The organism is Geodermatophilus sp. SYSU D00766 (assembly GCF_054049915.1).
The window spans coordinates 1-17511 of the sequence record NZ_JBJGYI010000032.1 but is presented as its reverse complement, the minus strand read 5'-3'; the positions used below and the strand labels follow the sequence as shown (position 1 = coordinate 17511).

The 17511-nt window shown below is 76.3% G+C and carries 18 protein-coding genes; 14 read left to right on the top strand and 4 right to left on the bottom strand.

Annotated elements, in window-relative coordinates; genetic code table 11:
* Positions 1-73: 73 nt before the first annotated feature.
* Complete coding sequence (locus tag ACI8AD_RS19255; protein ID WP_456872137.1) at positions 74-583, top strand: winged helix-turn-helix transcriptional regulator; 510 nt, start codon at positions 74-76, stop codon at positions 581-583.
* A complete protein-coding gene (locus ACI8AD_RS19250) occupies positions 573-1127 on the top strand; it encodes a PaaI family thioesterase (protein ID WP_456872136.1) in 555 nt (184 codons plus the stop codon). Before ACI8AD_RS19255 ends, ACI8AD_RS19250 begins: the two co-directional genes overlap by 11 nt.
* A 13-nt stretch (positions 1128-1140) precedes the next feature.
* On the opposite strand, the gene ACI8AD_RS19245 is transcribed toward ACI8AD_RS19250, so the two are convergent.
* Both ACI8AD_RS19245 and ACI8AD_RS19240 read right to left on the bottom strand, forming a co-directional pair.
* Complete coding sequence (locus ACI8AD_RS19245) at positions 1141-1911, bottom strand: glycoside hydrolase family 16 protein (RefSeq protein ID WP_456872135.1); 771 nt, start codon at positions 1909-1911, stop codon at positions 1141-1143.
* Positions 1908-2528: a hypothetical protein gene (locus ACI8AD_RS19240; RefSeq protein ID WP_456872134.1), complete on the bottom strand. Its 621-nt coding sequence runs from the start codon at positions 2526-2528 to the stop codon at positions 1908-1910. The genes ACI8AD_RS19245 and ACI8AD_RS19240 overlap by 4 nt, the downstream gene beginning before the upstream one ends.
* A gap of 207 nt (positions 2529-2735) precedes the next feature.
* Here ACI8AD_RS19240 and ACI8AD_RS19235 point away from each other — a divergent pair, with 207 nt between their 5' ends.
* Genes ACI8AD_RS19235 through ACI8AD_RS19195 form a run of 9 tightly spaced genes read left to right on the top strand, consistent with a single transcriptional unit; the run spans position 2736 to position 12039 of the window.
* A complete protein-coding gene (locus ACI8AD_RS19235; RefSeq protein ID WP_456872133.1) occupies positions 2736-3926 on the top strand; it encodes an inositol-3-phosphate synthase in 1191 nt (396 codons plus the stop codon).
* Positions 3923-4837: a hypothetical protein gene (locus tag ACI8AD_RS19230; protein WP_456872132.1), complete on the top strand. Its 915-nt coding sequence runs from the start codon at positions 3923-3925 to the stop codon at positions 4835-4837. The genes ACI8AD_RS19235 and ACI8AD_RS19230 overlap by 4 nt, the downstream gene beginning before the upstream one ends.
* Positions 4838-4851: 14 nt before the next feature.
* Positions 4852-5856: a class I SAM-dependent methyltransferase gene (locus tag ACI8AD_RS19225; RefSeq protein ID WP_456872131.1), complete on the top strand. Its 1005-nt coding sequence runs from the start codon at positions 4852-4854 to the stop codon at positions 5854-5856.
* Positions 5853-6863: a Gfo/Idh/MocA family protein gene (locus tag ACI8AD_RS19220; protein WP_456872130.1), complete on the top strand. Its 1011-nt coding sequence runs from the start codon at positions 5853-5855 to the stop codon at positions 6861-6863. The genes ACI8AD_RS19225 and ACI8AD_RS19220 overlap by 4 nt, the downstream gene beginning before the upstream one ends.
* The gene (locus tag ACI8AD_RS19215) at positions 6860-7819 is read left to right on the top strand and encodes an MBL fold metallo-hydrolase (protein WP_456872129.1); all 960 of its coding nucleotides are present in this window, start codon (positions 6860-6862) and stop codon (positions 7817-7819) included. Before ACI8AD_RS19220 ends, ACI8AD_RS19215 begins: the two co-directional genes overlap by 4 nt.
* Positions 7816-9279 carry a YcaO-like family protein gene (locus ACI8AD_RS19210; protein WP_456872128.1) on the top strand — a complete coding sequence of 488 codons (1464 nt, stop codon included), beginning with the start codon at positions 7816-7818 and terminating at the stop codon, positions 9277-9279. The genes ACI8AD_RS19215 and ACI8AD_RS19210 overlap by 4 nt, the downstream gene beginning before the upstream one ends.
* Complete coding sequence (locus ACI8AD_RS19205; RefSeq protein WP_456872127.1) at positions 9276-10115, top strand: sugar phosphate isomerase/epimerase family protein; 840 nt, start codon at positions 9276-9278, stop codon at positions 10113-10115. Before ACI8AD_RS19210 ends, ACI8AD_RS19205 begins: the two co-directional genes overlap by 4 nt.
* Complete coding sequence (locus ACI8AD_RS19200; RefSeq protein WP_456872126.1) at positions 10112-11320, top strand: glycosyltransferase family 4 protein; 1209 nt, start codon at positions 10112-10114, stop codon at positions 11318-11320. Before ACI8AD_RS19205 ends, ACI8AD_RS19200 begins: the two co-directional genes overlap by 4 nt.
* A complete protein-coding gene (locus ACI8AD_RS19195) occupies positions 11287-12039 on the top strand; it encodes a PIG-L deacetylase family protein (protein WP_456872125.1) in 753 nt (250 codons plus the stop codon). The genes ACI8AD_RS19200 and ACI8AD_RS19195 overlap by 34 nt, the downstream gene beginning before the upstream one ends.
* Before the next feature lie 36 nt (positions 12040-12075).
* On the opposite strand, the gene ACI8AD_RS19190 is transcribed toward ACI8AD_RS19195, so the two are convergent.
* The gene (locus tag ACI8AD_RS19190) at positions 12076-12348 is read right to left on the bottom strand and encodes a DUF1905 domain-containing protein (RefSeq protein WP_456872124.1); all 273 of its coding nucleotides are present in this window, start codon (positions 12346-12348) and stop codon (positions 12076-12078) included.
* Between the two features lie 119 nt (positions 12349-12467).
* Between ACI8AD_RS19190 and ACI8AD_RS19185 the strand changes: the two genes are divergently transcribed.
* Both ACI8AD_RS19185 and ACI8AD_RS19180 read left to right on the top strand, forming a co-directional pair.
* Positions 12468-12713 carry a glutaredoxin family protein gene (locus ACI8AD_RS19185; protein WP_089404555.1) on the top strand — a complete coding sequence of 82 codons (246 nt, stop codon included), beginning with the start codon at positions 12468-12470 and terminating at the stop codon, positions 12711-12713.
* 157 nt (positions 12714-12870) lie between these two features.
* A complete protein-coding gene (locus ACI8AD_RS19180) occupies positions 12871-13257 on the top strand; it encodes a DUF1761 domain-containing protein (protein WP_456872123.1) in 387 nt (128 codons plus the stop codon).
* A gap of 55 nt (positions 13258-13312) precedes the next feature.
* On the opposite strand, the gene ACI8AD_RS19175 is transcribed toward ACI8AD_RS19180, so the two are convergent.
* Positions 13313-15586 (bottom strand): choice-of-anchor L domain-containing protein, encoded by a 2274-nt coding sequence (locus tag ACI8AD_RS19175; RefSeq protein ID WP_456872122.1) that lies wholly within the window; start codon positions 15584-15586, stop codon positions 13313-13315.
* 513 nt (positions 15587-16099) lie between these two features.
* Here ACI8AD_RS19175 and ACI8AD_RS19170 point away from each other — a divergent pair.
* On the top strand, positions 16100-17428 hold the full coding sequence (locus ACI8AD_RS19170; RefSeq protein ID WP_456872121.1) for a PRC-barrel domain-containing protein: 1329 nt from the start codon (positions 16100-16102) through the stop codon (positions 17426-17428).
* Positions 17429-17511: the final 83 nt, after the last annotated feature.

Below are 17511 nucleotides of genomic sequence, written 5' to 3'. Positions count from 1 at the left end.
CCGTCGCCGTCTCCGGCCGGGGCCAGGCCCGCAGCGGTGGCGCTCCGTCGGTTCGACGGGCAAACTCACTCGGGTGAGCACCGCTCCGTACGACCTCGCCGGCCTGCCCGGCCGCCCCTGCACGATCGCCGCCGCCCTGGAGCTGGTCGGTGAGCGCTGGTCCCTGCTGGTCGTGCGGGAGGTGTCGCTGGGCAACCACCGCTTCAGCGACATCGCCCGCGGCACCGGCGCCCCCCGGGACCGGCTGACCGCGCGCCTCAACGCGCTGGTCGCCGCCGGCGTGCTCGAGCGCCGGCAGTACAGCCAGGCGCCGCCCCGCTCGGGGTACCACCTCACCGAGTCCGGCCGGGACCTGCTGCCGGTGCTGCAGGCGCTGCTGCAGTGGGGCGACCGCTGGGCGGCCGAGGAGCCGCCGGTGCGCCTCCAGCACGCCCCGGAGGGTCACGAGGAGCACCAGGTCGACGCCGAGTGGGTGTGCCGCACGTGCGGGGAGCCGGTGAACCGGTCCCGGGTGGAGCGGGTGCTCACCCCCGCTGGCCGGGCGCTGGCCGGGGTGCCGGAGGACCAGCGGCATGAGCACTGAGACCGACCCGGTGGCCGACCCGCTCGCCGACCCCGTCCCCGCCTCCTGGGGCGAGCCGCGGTCCCGCACCGTCACCTGGTACGACCCCATGCTCACCGCCGCCGGCGGCCGGGAGCGGTCGGGCCTGGAGACGATGGAGGCCGTGCGCGACGGCGTGCTGCCGCCCCCGCCGATCTCCGAGCTGGTGCAGATGGACGTCGTCGCCGTCGAGGAGGGCCAGGTCGAGTTCAGCTGCGCGGTGGACGAGTCGGTCTACAACCCCATCGGCGTCGTGCACGGCGGGCTGGTCTGCACGCTGCTGGACTCCGTCACCGGCTGCGCGGTGCACACCACCCTGCCCCGGGGCGTCGGGTACACCTCGATCGAGATCAAGGTGACCTACCAGCGGGCGGTGACGCGGGACAGCGGCCCGCTGACCGCGGTCGGGACGGTGGTCAAGCCGGGACGGCGGGTGGCCTTCGCCGAGGGGCAGGTCCTCGACGCCGCCGGCCGGGTGGTGGCGACGGCGTCGAGCTCGCTGCTGGTCTTCCCGCTGCCGGACTGATCCCGACGCGGGCTCACCTGCCGCGGATCCAGTCGACGACGAGCTCCGGGACGGCGTAGGGCTCCCCCGGCACCGCCCTCTCCGGGAAGTCGAAGACGGCGAGCATCGCCTGCACCGGGTAGTCGGGGGTCACCGCCACCTCCCGCACCGGCCGGCCGTCCACGGAGAACACCGCGCCGTCGGGCCGCCAGTCGACGGCGTAGACGTGCCAGTCGGCGACGTCGATCCCGGGCCGCGGCGCGGCGAAGTCCTCGGCCAGCCGCGGGTCGCGGAACGGGTGCACCCCCATGCCCACCGCGGCGCCGGCCACCGGGTCGACGGCGTCACCGAACACCTCCATGACGCAGAGCTCCCCGGAGCGCTCCGGGGACTCCTCGAGGCCGACCAGCCACCAGGCCACCATCGACCGGGGCGTCACCGTGGCGCGGGCACGCATCTCCAGCACGCCGTGGTGCGGCGTCCAGCCCCAGTGCGCGGGCTGCTCCTCCCGGACGACGGCGCCCGGCCGCACCGGCTGCTGCCCGACCGTGCTGCCCACCGGCCCGGAGAAGACGCCGGACTGGATGCCCGAGACGCGCAGCGGCGGGTGGTCGCCGGGGCACCACAGCGGTGCGTCGTCGGGCAGGTACAGCCGCAGGCAGGAGTCGCGGACCTCGTAGCGGGCCGCCGTCGCCGCCCGGGAGCTCCACTGCGGCAGGTAGTGCGGCACCCAGACGTCGCGGTCGAGGTCGTCCCCCTCGAAGTCGTCGGCGAAGCCGGCGGAGGCGTCGGTCGAGCCGGTCACCGGCTCTGCAGCGCATCCAGGGCGACGGCCATCGAGGCGGCGACCCGGAAGTCCAGCCGCGGGTCGGGGACGTGCACGTCGTAGCGGTCGCGGATGGACTTGCGCCGCTCGACGACCAGGACCGGGGCGCCGGTGGCGGCGTCGACGAAGTCGAAGTGGAAGACGAAGGGCACCCACACGTCGCCGAGGAAGGGGATGAACTCCCACACCCGCCGCAGGATCGCGAGGAACGGCCGGCGCTCCCGGCCGACGGCCTCCAGGCCGGGGGCCGACAGCGTCCAGGTCGAGCGCAGCAGGCTCGCGCCGAACCGCTTGCTGAAGGTGCCGAGGACGCGGCCGCCCTCGTCGAAGACGTCGTGCTGGGCGTGCACGTCGAGCCGCTGGCGGGCGCGGAAGGAGAAGACCGGACGGGTGCGGGCCTCGTCCGCGGTGAAGACCACCTCCTCCTTCAGCTTCATCCGCTTCTGCTGGGCCAGCGCCAGCAGCCCGCCCTCGCTGCCGTCGGGCTGCACGGCGCGCACCTCGTAGCGGTTGACCATCACGGTGATGCGCTGGTGGACGGTGAAGCGCGGCACCACCATCGGCGCGGGCGGCTGCTGGGCGTACGGCACGGTCACGGGGGCACCTCCGGCTGGGCGGCTGGACCCCCATCCTGGCCGCCCCGTCCAGGGACGGGCGGTGCACGACCGGGTTGTGCAGGAGAATCTCGCTCTCGCCCAGCGGGTGCACAACCGCTGTGCCAGGGTCGGTCCCAGGTGGAGGACGTCCACCCGGAGAACGCGGAGGTCGTGGTGTCACAAGGGTCCCGTCGCGTCGGCGTCGCTGTGGTCGGACTCGGAGGTGCGGTCGCGACGACCGCCGTCGCGGGGCTGGAGCTGCTGCGGATCGGGGCCGCGGCCCCGGACGGGCTGCCGCTCGCGGGCCTGGAGGTGGCCGGCGGCCCGGTCGAGGAGACGACCGGCCTGGTCGGCTACGAGGCGCTGGTGGTCCGCGGCTGGGACCTCGACGGCTCCGACCTGCGCAAGGCCGCCGAGCAGCACGGTGTCCTCGACTCCCGGCAGCTGGAGGAGGCCGGCCCGGCGCTGTCGGCGCTGACGCCCTGGCCGGCGGCCGGCGATGCCGACTTCTGCCGCAACGTGACCGGCGGCAACGTGGTGCTGGCCGAGACCCGCCGCGCCCAGGTGGACGCCGTCCGCGCCGACCTGCGCCGCTTCCGCGAGGAGGAGGCCCTCGACGGCCTGGTGCTGGTCAACCTCGCCTCCACCGAGCGCTGGCCCGACCCGGCCGCCCCGGCGCTGCAGTCGGCCGGGGCGTTCGAGGCCGGTCTCGACGCCGACGACCGCGCCATCACCCCGGCGATGGTCTACGCCTACGCCGCCATCGCCGAGGGCGTCGGCTACGTCAACTTCACGCCGTCGCTGGCCGCCGACGTCCCCGCGCTGGTGGAGCTGGCGCAGGCGCGTGGCGTCCCGGTCGCCGGCAAGGACGGCAAGACCGGCCAGACGATGATGAAGACGGTGCTCGCCCCGGCCTTCCGCGCCCGGTCGCTGACCGTCGAGGGCTGGTACTCCACCAACATCCTCGGCAACCGCGACGGCCTGGCCCTCGACGACCCCGACTCGCTCAACAGCAAGCTGCAGACCAAGGGCAGCGTCCTGGACTCGATCCTGGGCTACCCGGTCGAGGACCACGTCGTCCGCATCGACTACTACCGGCCGCGCGGCGACCAGAAGGAGGCCTGGGACGCCATCGACCTGGTCGGCTTCCTCGGGCAGCGGATGCAGGTCAAGGTCGACTTCCAGTGCCGCGACTCGATCCTCGCCGCCCCGCTGGCCATCGAGCTGGCCCGGCTGACCGACCTCGCGCAGCAGCGCGGCGAGGGCGGCGTGCAGCGGCAGCTCGGCTGGTTCTTCAAGGCGCCGATGACCGCCGACGGCGGCGTCCCGGAGCACGCGTTCCACCGTCAGGAGACCGCGCTGCTCGACTGGCTGGCCGCCGGCGCCGGCGCCCGGTGACCGCCCTCGACACCCCGGGCACGCTGACCGCACTGGCCGGCCTCCGGCCCCTGCTGGCCGAGATCGGCGACGCCAAGCGCGTCCGGGTCGCCGGCACGCCCGGCTCGCTGGCCGAGCAGGCCTTCGCCCGCGCCTGGGCGCGCCTGGTCTCCGGCGAGGACGTCGAGACCGTCGCCTTCTCCGAGACCGCGGCCGCCGTCGCCCGGGCGCGGCTCGCCGGCGTCGACGCCGCCGTCCTGGCCGCCGCCGGGCTGGCCGACGACGAGGCGCTCACCGTGCTGCGGCGCGGCTTCGACGAGGTCTCCGCCCCGCTCGACAGCGTGCTGCGCGAGCGGCTGCGCGCGGCGCTGGGCCCGCTCGGCTCCCCCGGCCCGCCCCCGCCGCTGGCCGGCGCGCTCAACGCCCAACCCCGGGCCGGCGCGACCGCCCCGGGCCGGCCGCGGATCGTCGTCGAGCCCCCGGAGAGCCACGGCGACCACTGCCTCACCGTCGCCGTCTACGGCACGCTCGTCGCCCCGGTGGTCGGCGCCGACCCGGTGACCCCGTTCCTGCTGGGTCTGGCCCACCACCTGCACAACGTCGTCCTGCCCGACGCCGGGTTCGCCGGGGAGGTGCTGCTCGGCGACGCGCTGGAGCGGGTGATCGGCACGCTGGAGGAGCGGGAGCTCGCCGCGCTGCCGCCCGGGGTGGCCGGGCAGGTGCGCGAGGTGCTGGCGCTGCGGGCCGGCGCCGAGGTGCCCGAGGCGCGGGCCTTCCACGCCGCCGACGTCCTCGACCGGGTGCTGCAGGTGCACCACCACGCGCGGGCGGCGGCGTTCACCGCGTCGCAGGCGCTCGACGACCTGGAGCTGGTGCACGCCGGCCCGGTGCAGGCCTACCACCTCGACGTCCTGGCGGCGGCGGGGCTGTGACGCTCTCGGTCGGCGTGCCCGTCGTCGACGGGATCCCCTACCTCCGGGCCGGCCGTGACGACCTGCGCGCGGAGGTCGCCGGGCTGCTGGCCGCCGGGGAGACCGACCGGGCGCGGGTGCTGCTGCTCGCCGACGCCGACGACTGGTGGACCGAGCCGCCGCCCCCGCCGGACCAGCTGGCCCGGGTCCCCGCGGCCCGCACGCTGCGCGAGGCGATGGACCTGCTCGGCATGGGCCGGGTGGCCGACTACTTCGCCCACCGCTGGTCGGACCCCACCCACCTGGCCGGCCTGGCGCTGCTGCAGGCGCACTGGCCGGGGCGGCGGCCGGTGGTCGACGTCGCCTGCGGGGTGGGTGCGCACCTGCGCGAGCTGTCGCGGCGGGGGGTGGGCGACCTGCTCGGCGTCGACGTCGTGTGGGCCAAGCTGTGGCTGGCCCGGCGGTTCGTGTGCCCGTCGGCGCGCTACGTGTGCGCCGACCTCACCGCCACCCCGCCGCTCGACGTCGGCTCCCCGGCGTACGTCGCCTGCCACGACGCCTTCTACTTCCTGCGCGACAAGCCCGCGGCCGCCGCGGCGATGCGCGCGTTGGCCGGGGACGGCGGCACCGTCGTCGTCGGGCACGCGCACGTGGCCGACCCGCACGGGCAGCCGCTGACGCCCGAGGGGTACGCCGAGGTCCTCGGCACCGACCTGCTCTACGACGACGACGAGCTCACCCGCTCGCTGCTCGAGGGCCGCCCGCCGCGGCCGGCGGCGGCCGCGGACCTGCACGCCAGCGAGGCGGTGGCACTGGTGGCCGGCGACCCGCTCGGCCCTGCCCCGGTGGACCTCGGCGCGCCGCTGCCGCCGCTGGTCGCCAACCCGCTCTACCGCGACGGCGTGCTCACCTGGCCGAACGAGCGCTACGCCGCCGAGTACGGGCCGCGCTCGTCCTACCTGCCGCCGCGCTGGCCCGACCCACTGCCGGCCGACGCCGCCCGCCGCCGGCTGCTCGTCGACCTCCCGGAGGCCTGGTGAGAACGGGAAGCACCGTCGGCTGGGGCATCGCCGGGTGCGGCTGGGTGGCCCGCGACCACGCGCTGCCCGGCCTGCTCGCCGTCGACGCCGCCCGCGTGGTGGCGCTGCACGACCTCGACCCCGCCGCGCTGGACCGGATGCCGGTGGAGGGCGCCCGGCGGAGCACCGACCTCGCGGAGTTCCTCGCCACCCCCGGCCTGGACGCGGTCTACGTCGCCGTCCCGAACGCCGGGCACCGGCCGCTGGTGGAGGCGGCCGCCGCGGCCGGGACGGCGGTGCTGTGCGAGAAGCCCCTGGCCGCCGACGTCGACGACGCCCAGGCGCTGGTCGACGCCTGCGCGCGGGCCGGCGTGCTGCTCGGCACCGCCTACGACCAGCGCTGGCACCCCGCCCACGTACGACTGCGCGAACTGGTGCCCGAGCTGGGCACGGTCACCGCCGTCCGGATCGTCTACTGCTGCTGGCTGCCCGGGGACTGGACGCCCGACGGCCGCCCGCACGACAACTGGCGCGTGGACCCGGCGCGCGCCGGCGGCGGTGCGGCGATCGACCTCGCCCCGCACGGGCTGGACCTGGTCGGCACGCTGCTCGGCGAGGACGTCACCAGCCTGTCGGCGCTGTTGCAGACCCGGGTGCACGGCTACGGGGTCGACGACGGCGCGCTGCTCACCGGCGCCACCGACGGCGGCGTGCTGGTGGGCCTGCACGTCGCGTTCAACACCCCCGACGCGCTCCCCCGCCGCCGGCTCGAGGTGGTCGGCACCCGCGGCATGGCCGTCGCCGTCGACACGATGGGCCAGACGGCGGGAGGCTCGCTGACGCTGTACCGCCCCGACCCGGTGGACGTGCCGTTCGCCGACACCCCGCCGTTCGAGGCGCAGTTCGCCGCCTTCACCGCCGCGGTCGCCGGTCGGGAGCGGGCGGGGACGGCGTGGCCGTACGACCCCGCCCGCGACCTCGCCCTGCACCGCCTGCTCCTCACCGCTCTGGAGAGAGGGACCCCGTGAGCTCGCCCGACGTGCCCGGCGCCATCGACCGGGCCACCGACCCCGCCGCCGACGACGGCGCGCGGCACGTGTCCAGTCAGGTCGACACCAACCCCTACCGCGGCCTGCTGCCCGACCTGCCCGCCTACGCCTGCACCAACTGCGGGCACTGGCAGCGCTGGCCGGCACCCGGGCCGGCGGTCTGCCCGGTCTGCGCGGACGTGCGCAACGCGCTGCCCGAGCACGGCTTCGAGTTCGTCACCGCCAAGCAGGCCGACGAGCTGGTCACCGGGTTCTGGCGGCCGGCCCCCGTCGAGGGCGTCACCGAGTTCGGCACCGAGCCGCGCTTCGGCCTCGACAGCCGCGGCTGGGTCGTCGAGACCGACATCGGCCTGGTCGGCTTCGAGTGCGCGCCCTGGTACACCGCCGACATGCTCGCCGAGCTGCGCCGCATGGCCGCCGAGAAGGGCGGCTTCCCGGTGCTGGCGTCGTCGCACGTGCACGGCTACGGCGCGCTGTGGCAGCTGCAGCAGGAGCTCGAGCCGCGGGTCGTGTGCGTCAACGTGCACGACCTCGTCTGGACCAAGGCCTTCCGGGTCACCTGGCCGGCCGACGACGTCCTCACCCTGGCTCCCGACCTCACCCTGCACCGCACCGGCGGCCACTTCCCCGGGCACTCGGTGCTGCACGACGCCCGCCGCGGGATCCTGTTCTGCGGCGACTCGCTCAAGGTCGACCTGTCCCCCGACGGCGACCCGGTGGCCCTGAGCGCGCACAAGGCGTTCCACGCGCAGATCCCGCTGTCGCACGGGGAGCTGCGGGAGATGCTCGCCGTCGTCGCCGAGCTCGACTTCGAGGTCGTCGCGACGCCGTTCGAGATGGTCCCGGGCATCACCACCGACACCGTTGTCCACCTGGTGCAGCGGCTGCTGTCCGGACCGCCGGACGCCGCGCCCGTGCCGCTGGAGGAGCTGTGACGACGACGGAGGTCACGCCGTCGCAGCGGTACCGCGACTCCTTCCCCACCCCGGTCGAGGACTTCGCGATCGAGGGCATCGACGTCCTCGACGTGCCGCTGCACTCGGCCGTGCTGCCGCCGTCGGAGCGGCACCCGGGCGGCAGCGGGCTCGGGTACGGCGCCACCCGCGAGGAGGCCCGCACCGGCGCGATGGGCGAGATGGCCGAGATGGCGCTGTCGCTGCGGGCGCACCAGGGGGTGCAGCGGGAGGAGGGCTCGTACGCGGAGGTGACCCGCCGCCACGGCCGCGACCGCGTCGCCGACCCGCGCACGCTGTGCCTGGAGGCGGGCAGCCCCTACGACGACGACCGGCCGCTGCAGTGGCTGCCGATGACCCGCCTGCGCGACGGCGAGACGGTGCTCGTGCCCGCGGAGCTGGTCGCCTCGGCGCCCGACGACCTGCCCGGCGCCCCGCCGCCCGGCGGCTGGCTGACCACGGTCGTCACCAACGGGCAGGGCGCGGCGTTCGACGCCGACCGGGCGGTCACCCACGCGCTGCTGGAGGTGCTGCAGCGCGACGGCAACGCGACGGCGTTCCGGGCGATGGACCGCGGCGTCGTCGTCGACCTGGCCGGGCTCACCGACCCCGACGCGCTGGCGCTGCTCGGCCGGCTCGACGCCGCGGGCATCGACGTCGTCGTGAAGCTCGCCGCGACGGACTTCGGCGTCGTCGACGTCTACGCCGTCGGCTGCTCGCGGGACGGGTCGGAGCCGGTGCCGGTCATGGCGACGGCGTGCGGCGAGGCGGCCCACCCCGACCGGGACACCGCCGTCCGCAAGGCGCTGCACGAGTTCGCCTCGGCCCGCAGCCGCAAGGCGTTCATGCACGGGCCCTTCGACGTCGTGCTGCCCGCGACGCCGCCGGGCTACCTGGAGCACTGGCGCACCGGGCACCCCCCGGAACGGCTGGTCGAGGAGGACCGCGCGCTGCAGGCGATGCTCGACTGGACCCGGATGGGCACCGCCGCGCTGGTCGACCTGCTGCAGGACACCGTGCTCTCCCGCCGGTCCACCGTGGCGCTGGCCGACCTGCCCACCTGGTCCGGGGAGGACCTGCACGCGCACGTCACCGGCGCGGTGCAGGCCGCCGGGCACGACGTGCTGGTCGAGCTGCAGCCCTCCGAGGGCGACGCGGTCGCGGCGAAGGTGCTGGTGACCGGCCTGGAGGTGGAGACGATGTCCTACGGCCGGATCGGCGAGCGCGGCGTGCGCCGGCTGATCGAGCACGACGAGGGCCTGGCGGTCGTGGGCGGCGACCCGGGCGGTTGGGCGCGGGTGCACCTGACCGCCGAGGCCGAGGAGCGCCTGGGCGGGCCGGCCTGGTTCGACCGGGCCGGCGCCGACCGGCGGGTCGGTGCGCTGTACGCCCTGTACCGCGAGCCGGGCCGGCACGTGGTCGCGGAGGTCCTCGAGAGGTGACGGCCCTCCGGTACGCCTACAACACCAACGGGCTGACCTCGCACCGGCTGTCGGACGCGCTGCCGTTCCTCGCCGACTGCGGCTACGCCGGGGTGGCGCTCACCCTCGACGTCGTCCACCTCGACCCGTTCGCCGACGACGCGTTCTCCCAGGCCGAGCGGGTGCGGGCGCGGTGCGACGAGCTGGGCCTGGGCGTGGTGGTGGAGACCGGCGCCCGGTTCCTGCTCGACCCGCGGGTCAAGCACGAGCCGACGCTGGTCACCGCCTCCGCGGAGGGCCGCGCGCGGCGGCTGGCCTACCTGCGGCTGGCCTGCGACCTCGCCGGCGTGCTCGGGGCGGAGGCGGTGAGCTTCTGGGCCGGCGTGCCGCGGCCGGGCGTGGACCGCGACGCCGCCTGGGGCTGGCTGGTCGACGGCGTGCGGGCGCTGGTCGACAGCCACGGCGGGCGCTCCTACGCCCTCGCCGTCGAGCCGGAGCCCGGGATGCTGGTCGAGGACTGCGACGGCTGGGCCCGGCTGGCCGCCGAGGCGCCGGGGATCGCGCTGGCGCTGGACACCGGGCACTGCGTCGTCGCCGGGGCGTACGCGCCGGAGGAGGCGGTGACCCGGTTCGCGCCGCACCTGGGCACGGTCGCCGTCGAGGGGATGCGCCGCGGCGTGCACGACCACCTGCCGCTCGACGAGGGCGACGTCGACCTGCCGGCGGTGCTGCGGGCGCTGCGCGAGGCGTCGTTCGGCCGGCTGGTGACCCTGGAGCTGTCCCGCGACGGGCACCGGGCGCACGAGATGGTGCCGCGGTCGATCGAGACCCTCCGCCGGGCGGAGGCGGCCGCGTGAGGATCTGCTTCGTCAGCCGCCGCTACTGGCCCGCGGTCAGCGGGATGAGCGTCTACGCGGAGAACCTGCTGCGCGAGCTGGTCGCGCTCGGCCACGAGGTGGTGCTGGTCAGCCAGTACCGCGACGACGAGGCCGGCACCCGCGTCTACGGCGGCGGCCCGCCCCCGCCCGGCCGCGTGCCCGCGGGCGTCGAGGTGCGCGCGCTGCCCAGCCGCGGCGAGACCGTCGTCCCCGCCGACTGGGAGGGCGACGTCGCGGAGATCGTCCGCACGGTGCTCGAGCTGCACGCGCAGCGCCCGTTCGACGTGCTGCACGCCCAGTACGGCTACCCGCCGGGCCTGGCGGTGCTCGCCGCCGCGCGGGAGACCGGGCTGCCGGCGGTGGTGAGCATCCAGGGCGGCGACGGGCACTGGGTGGGCACCTGCTGCACCACCCACGCGCACGCGATGCGCGCCGTCGTCGACGCCTCGAACGCCGTGCTCATCGGCAGCGCCAGCTTCCGCGACGAGGTGGTCGGCAACCTGGGCTCGGACCCGGCCCGGTTCACGATCGTCCCGGGCGCCACCGACACCCGACGGTTCTCCCCGGCCGAGCGGCCGCTCGGCTCGCTGCAGGACCCGCCGGTGCTGCTGTTCCACGGCCGCGTCGACCGCCGCAAGGGCGTGCTGGACCTGCTCGAGGCGCTGCCCGGCGGGGTGCGGCTGGTGGTCTCCGGCATCGGCCCCGACCTCGACGAGGCGAGGGCCCGCGCCGACGGGCGGACGACGTTCCTCGGCTACGTCCCACCCGACGAGGCGCCCGCGGTGTACCGCCGCGCCGACGTCTTCGTCAGCCCCACCTACAGCGAGGGGTTCTCCAACACGCTGCTCGAGGCGATGGCCAGCGGGCTGCCCACGGTGAGCACCGACTCGGTCGGCGTCGTCGACTGCCTGCGCGACGGGGAGAACGGCCTGCTGCACACCCCGGGCGACGTCGCCGGGCTGCGCGCGGCGCTCGACCGGCTGCTGGCCGACGCCGCGCTGCGGGAGCGGCTGGCGACGACGGCGCTCGAGGAGGTGCGCCGGCTCTACTCGTGGCCGGTGCTGGCCGCCTCGATCGACGACGTCTACCGCTCGGTGGCGGGGACGCCCCCGTCGGCGGACTGGACGGTGCCGCCGGAGGTGGACCTCTCGTGCCGGTTCCGCTCCGCGGCGCACCTGCTGTGAACGTCACCGCCGTCAGCCCGCACCTCGACGACGCGGCGTTCTCCGTGGGCGGGACGCTGGCCGCGCTGGCCGACGCCGGGCACGCGGTCACCGTGGTCACCTGCTTCACCCGCAGCGTGCCCGACCCGGAGGGGTTCGCGCTGGCCTGCCAACTGGACAAGGGGCTGCCGGCCGACGTCGACTACATGGCCCTGCGGCGGGAGGAGGACGCCGCCGCGATGGCCGTGCTCGGCGCGACGCCGCTGCACCTGGACCTGCCCGAGGCGCCGCACCGGGGGTACGGGAGCGCCGCGGAGCTGTTCGCCGGCGCGCACGAGGACGACGACGTCTGGGAGGACGTGCGGGCGGCGCTGACCGGCCTGCCGGGCGACCTGTGGCTGGCCCCGCAGGCGCTGGGCGGGCACGTCGACCACCTGCAGGTGCTGCGCGCGGTCGCCGGCACCGGCCGGCCGGTGCTCTGGTGGCGGGACGCGCCCTACGTGCTGCGCGACCCCGCCGCCGTCCCGGGTCCCGACGTGCCCGCCGGGCTGGCCGCGCTCGAGCTGCCGCAGGACCTCGGCCGGCGCGCCGACGCCTGCGGCTGCTACGCGACCCAGCTCGGCTTCCAGTTCGGCGGCGCCGACGCGATGCGGGCGGCGCTGGCCGGGCTGCCCGAGGTGCTGATGGCCGACGCCGGCGCCCGGGAGCTCGCCCTCGGGACGGGATCCCCCGCCCGCTAGTGCTCTGCCCCGCCGGTGTGGGCAGAGCACGAGCGCTCAGGAGAGGCGCTGCTGCAGGTGGACGGTGACCTCCTGGCCCGCGGCGTCCTTGCCGATCGCGGCGCAGACGGCCTTGCGCAGGGGCAGCCAGTGCGGCCCCTGCCCCGAGGGCATGCAGGTGGCGGAGAAGGAGTGCCCGTCCACCGTGCCGGCCACCTTCACCGCCTTGCGGGTGCCGAACAGCTCGGCCGAGCCGGGCACGGTGACGAAGGTCGGGAACGCGCCGTCCTTCTCCAGGGGCGCGGTGAACGTGGCGTCGAGGGAGTCCATGCTGCCTCCGACCGCGGGGACGGCCGGGACTCATCGGTGACGACACGCCTTGTCCGGCGGGGAGCGCGGCTGCCACCGTTCCCCCAGCGGGGGTCGACGTCGCCACAGCGGGAGGGGCCATGACCGACGAGCCCGTCGTCGTCTACCACAAGCCGGGGTGCCCGTACTCGACGAAGCTGCGGGCGAAGATGCGCCTGACCCGGCTGCCGCACCGCTCCGTCCGCTTCGCCGACGACCCGGAGGCGGCCGCGGAGGTCCGGTCCCGGCACCCGCAGGGCTGGGAGGTCTCCCCCACCGTCGTCGTCCGCGGGCGGTACCTGACCAACCCCTCGCTGCGCGAGGTCCGCGAGGCGATGCGCTCCTGAGGACGGCGCGGGACTCGGCGCGCCGGACCGATGACTCCGCCGTACGCGGCCGGTCTCCCCGTCGACGCCGATCCGAGGAGGCAGACGTGGACGAGCTCCGCACCACCCCGCGGCAGGGCCCCGTGCCCGGCGCGCGGCCCGACGGCCGGCGCGCGTGGTGAGCGCCGCCCGCGTCGCCGCCGCGGCCGGCGCGTCGTTCGCCGCGAGCTCCGCCTGGTACACCGCCTTCGGTGAGCGGCTGGCCCGCCTCGACGAGGCCTACGCCGGGCCGGGCCCGTCGCCGGCGGTCGTCGCACCGGTGGAGCTGGTCCGCAGCGGCGTCGTCGCCACCGCCGTCTCGGCGCTCGCCGACCGGCTCCCGGTGCGCGGCCCGCGGCAGGCGCTGGTGCTGGGCGCCGGCCTGTGGGCCGCCTTCCCGGTGGTGCTGCTGACCGGGTCGGTGGTGCACGAGAGGGTGCCCTGGCAGCAGGCGGCGATCCACGCCGGTGACTGGCTGGTCAAGCTGCTGCTGGTCTCGTCGATCGTCGGGCGCCGGTCCCGTTGAGCGTGTGCGCCGGCGCCGCGTCCCCGCCGGGAGGACGCGGCGCCGGCGCACACCGTCAGTCGGTCCAGATCCCGCCGTCCACGAGAGCCACAGCGCTGTCGAGGATGCTGTCGCTGCTGTCCGCCGCGGCGATGCGCACCGTCACCGGCTGCCCGGGTGTCACGGGGACGGAGCAGGTCAGGGGGACCGTCAGGCCGTCCATGCTGGTGGCATAGCCGGCAGCGCCGTTCTGGTTGTCGACGTAGTGGTCCGCGTGGGACCACGGGTTGACGGTGTTCACCGACACGGGGGTGGACGTGCCGGGAACGGTCGCACAGTTGACGCCGTCGACGAAGACACCCATCACGTCGTTGAACGGGCTGCCCACGTACTCGGGGTACTCCTCGCTGGCGAAGACGTACCGCACGTGGAGGGTGTCCCCGGTCGGGACGAGGGTCACCTGGTAGTACGCGGCGTCGTAGGTCGGACGGCCGGACATGGCGCTGAGCATCTCGTCACCCGGCGCGCCGAGGCCCGTGCTGGCGAAGTCCCCGGGTGCTCCGACGGCGTGCGCCATCACGCCGGTGCTCAACACCCAGGTCTTCTGCCCCGGCACGAAGCCCTCGACGTGCCCCCACTGGTCGGCGCTGCCTCCGACCGAGTCACCGACCTTCGTCACTCCCGGGCCGAGCAGTGTCGTCCCCGGGTCGACCGCCGGCGCCTCGTCGCAGCCGCTCGGCAGGTGCCACGGCGAGCCGGGGTACTGGAAGGTCCTCTGCAGTGCCTCGGGGGAGACCGTGCGCGACGCACTCCACGACCCGAGCCACGCCTTCGCCGTGACGTGCACGCCGAGAGTGAGGGCGGCACTCGCCTCCACGCACGCGTTGAACCGGCCGTGACCCACCGAGAACTCCGGACGGAAGGAGGCGTCCAGGGGCTTGAGCTCCCCGCCCACCCCGGCGACGACACCGGCGCCCTCGCTCGCGGCGCCGGGCCCGACGAGGACGTCGCCACCGAGCTGGAGCCGGACCTCCCCGTTGGCCTCCGCGACGGGGGTCAGCGGAGTCGCGTGGTGGACCGGGCTCCCGGTGAACGACGAGCCCGACGTCGCGCCGAAGTGCCCGGCGACGCGGAAGCCGGCACGCGCGCTCACGCCGATGTCCCGGATCCTGACCTCGCCGGTCACGGTGATCTCCACGGTGGGCGTGAAGACGAAGGCCAGCGGCACGGGGTACGCGGACAGGCTCCTCTTGTAGTCGGGGAGGTCGAGGCCGCAGGTCACCGTCCGGCTCGTCGCCACCGCCACGGCGGCGGTGACGTCGGCGTACAGCTCCATGTCGAGGCTGGCTCCGGTGGGGACGTCGACCCCGAGGACGCGGTACTTGTCCACGTGCGCCGAGAACCGACCGCCGAGCGAGACGGAGGGAGAGAACTCGACGGAGGCTTCGCTCGCGTCGTCGCAGTCCACGCCGACTGCTGCGACCGCCGCCCCTGCAGCGATCTGCGCCCCGGCGGCCGGGGCGGCCCGGGCTGCCGCCTCCTCCCGCTGCTCCCTCGACGGCGGCTGCCCGCCGGACTGGCCGGAGGACGGCGCGGCCGCGGCAGCGGCGACGCCACCGCCGTCGTCGCCCCCACCGGCGATGTCCGGGACGTCCAGCGCGTAGTAGTCGAAGGCGTCCGCGAGTCCGCCCGCGGCGAGCCGCAGCCGCCGCCCGTCGGTCCCCACCTCCTGCACCGTCCCGAGGAAGCCTCCCGGCAGCACGTCGGAGACGGGGAGGACCACGGCCGTCCCGGGGGCCGGCGTCGTCACCTGGTCGGCCAGGACCACCGTCACCCCGTCACCGGTGGTGGCGGCGCTCACGACGTCCTGGGCGGTCGCCAGGAGGGTCCCCGGGGAGGCGACGAAGGTGGCGTCGTCCGCCGCCCCGGACGGGGTGCCCACGACGACGGTGACGGGAGGTGTCCAGCCCTGGGCGACGCGCTCGGTCAGCGAGTAGGCGTACTGGCGACCGGGTTCCAGACCTTCGTCGACCGCCGTCGCCCCCCTCGTGACCAGCAGCGTCCCCTGACCCTCGTTCGGCGCGCTCGTCCCGTCCAGCAGCACGCGCCGGACCTTGACCGTGGTACCGCCCGGCGCCGTCCAGGCGAGGGCGACCGAGGACGGGCCGACGTCGGTCACGTGGAGGTCGCGCACCACCCCGGCCGCCGCGTAGGTGACCGCCACGGTCGCCGCGACCCCGGACCGGACGGTGACCGTCGGCCTCGCTGCCGTCCCGACGTACAGGCGTCCGGCGGAGACGACCGGCTGCGGCTCCACCCGCACCGTGCCCGGGGCGGTCGGGACGGTCACGGTGCTCGACGTCCCCGCCGCTGCCTTGGAGGCGACGGACCGCTCCCTGCTCCCGACGAGGAGGACGCTCGCCGGCACCCCGTGCGGTGTCCGGATCGAGACCGCGAGCGTGCCCGGGGGTCCCGCGCTGGGCCCCGCCACCGCCACCGACGGCGGCAGTGAGAGGACGACGAGGAGACTCGTCAGGACAGCCAGCACGACGTTCCGGGCACTCGCCACTACTCACCCCGTGTGATCGTGATCACCTGATCTGGTGACCATCGGAGGGGACCGTAGTGAGCCGTGATCACCGTCACAAGACGCGCGGACATCCCGATTCGGTCACGGTGGGGAACCTCGCCACCGCACCCCGTCAGCCCGTACGAGCGACCGCGGACACGCGTGCCGAGCGTCGTCGCAGGCCGGTCGCCGGCGCGTGCACGGGGTCGGTTGGGCCCGAGGTCGCGGGGTAGGGGCGGTCGGACGCGGCCGAGCCGGGCCAGCAGGGTCCGGCCACGAGGTGGGGAGACAGCCATGACACTGCCCGAACGGGAACAGGTGATCGACTGGATCGGCAAGCCGGTCGTGGACCGCGACGGCAACGAGATCGGCACGGTGACGCACCTGCTCGCCGACGAGGACACCGGCCGTCCCGAGTGGCTCTACGCCGAGCACGCCGGCGCCACCGTCGTCGTCCCGCTGGTGGGTGCCACCGGGGACGGCGGGCGGGTGCAGGTGACCGTCGAGCGCGGCCTGGTCGACGGCGCCCCCCGGTACGGCGAGAGCCGCGAGCTGACCACCGACCAGGAAGAGGCGCTCTACCGCCACTACGGGATCCCCGCGACGACGGCGACCTCCGACACGCTGCTCCCGGCGGAGGGCGCCGAGCCGGCGGCCACCACGACGGCCGAGCCCACCCCGACCCTGCCCACGGTCGACGAGGAGGCGCTGCCGCCGACGCCGCCGCCCCCCGTGGCCCAGCCCGGCGACCGCGACTTCGGCCGGGCGGAGGACACCTCGGGCGGCGGGACCGGCCGCATCGCCGCCGCGGCGGCGGCGCTGCTGGCCGCCGGCGCGGTCGGCTTCTCGCTGGTCCGCCGCCGGCGGCAGCCCACCGTCCGGCTCTCCCGCAGCGCCCGGCGGGCCCGGGTCAAGGCCTCCCGCACGGCCTCGCGCACGGCCGGCCGCTCGGCGGCGAAGGCCGCGAAGGCCGGCCGCCGCGCCCGTCGCCGGGCGAAGGCGGCCCCGGTCGCCGGCCGGGCCCGGCTGCAGCAGTTCGCCGCCGGGGTGGCGCCGGTGGTGCTCAGCGCCACCGAGCAGGCGCGCGAGGCGGCCCGCGCGGGCGCGGCCGGGGTCGCCCCGGCCGTGAGCACCGCCGCCCAGCAGGTCCTCGGCGTCACCCGCGGTGGTGCGACGGCGGCCGGCCCGGTCGCGTCCGCCGCCGCCGCGCAGGTGCTCGGGGCCACCCGCCGGGGCGCGCTGGCGGTCGCCCCGCTGCTGGCCGGCACGGGCGCCGCGGTGCGGCAGGCGGTCGACGAGGGCGCCGTCGTGGCCCGCCAGGCGCTCCTCACCGGCGGCGAGCTGGCCACCACCGCGGTGTCCCGGGTCGCCGAGGCCGGGGCCGAGCTGGGCCAGACCGGGCTGCGGGCCGCGATGCGCGCCGAGCGCGCCGTCGGGGCGGTGCCCGAGGAGGTCGCCGAGGCCGGTCACCGGCTGAAGAAGAAGGGCCGGCGGATCGTGCGCCTGACCACGTTCGGGCTGGGCGCGGGCACCGGGTACGTGGTGGGCGCCGGCTACGGCGACTACGCGCAGATCCAGCGCGCCGCCGGCCGGCTCACCGGCCGCGTCACCGGCCAGGCCTGACCGCAGCCGGGGGGGGGGGGGGGGGGGGGCGGGGGGGGCGCGCGCGGGGGGGCCGGGGGGGGCGGGGGGGGGCGGGGCGCGGG

Excerpts from the sequence above, each read along its gene's own strand:
- ACI8AD_RS19250 (WP_456872136.1), top strand. The coding sequence starts at position 573 with ATGAGCACTGAGACCGACCCGGTGGCCGACCCGCTCGCCGACCCCGTC.
- ACI8AD_RS19190 (WP_456872124.1), bottom strand. The coding sequence starts at position 12,348 with ATGGACTCCCTCGACGCCACGTTCACCGCGCCCCTGGAGAAGGACGGC.
- ACI8AD_RS19170 (WP_456872121.1), top strand. The coding sequence starts at position 16,100 with ATGACACTGCCCGAACGGGAACAGGTGATCGACTGGATCGGCAAGCCG.
- ACI8AD_RS19185 (WP_089404555.1), top strand. The coding sequence starts at position 12,468 with ATGACCGACGAGCCCGTCGTCGTCTACCACAAGCCGGGGTGCCCGTAC.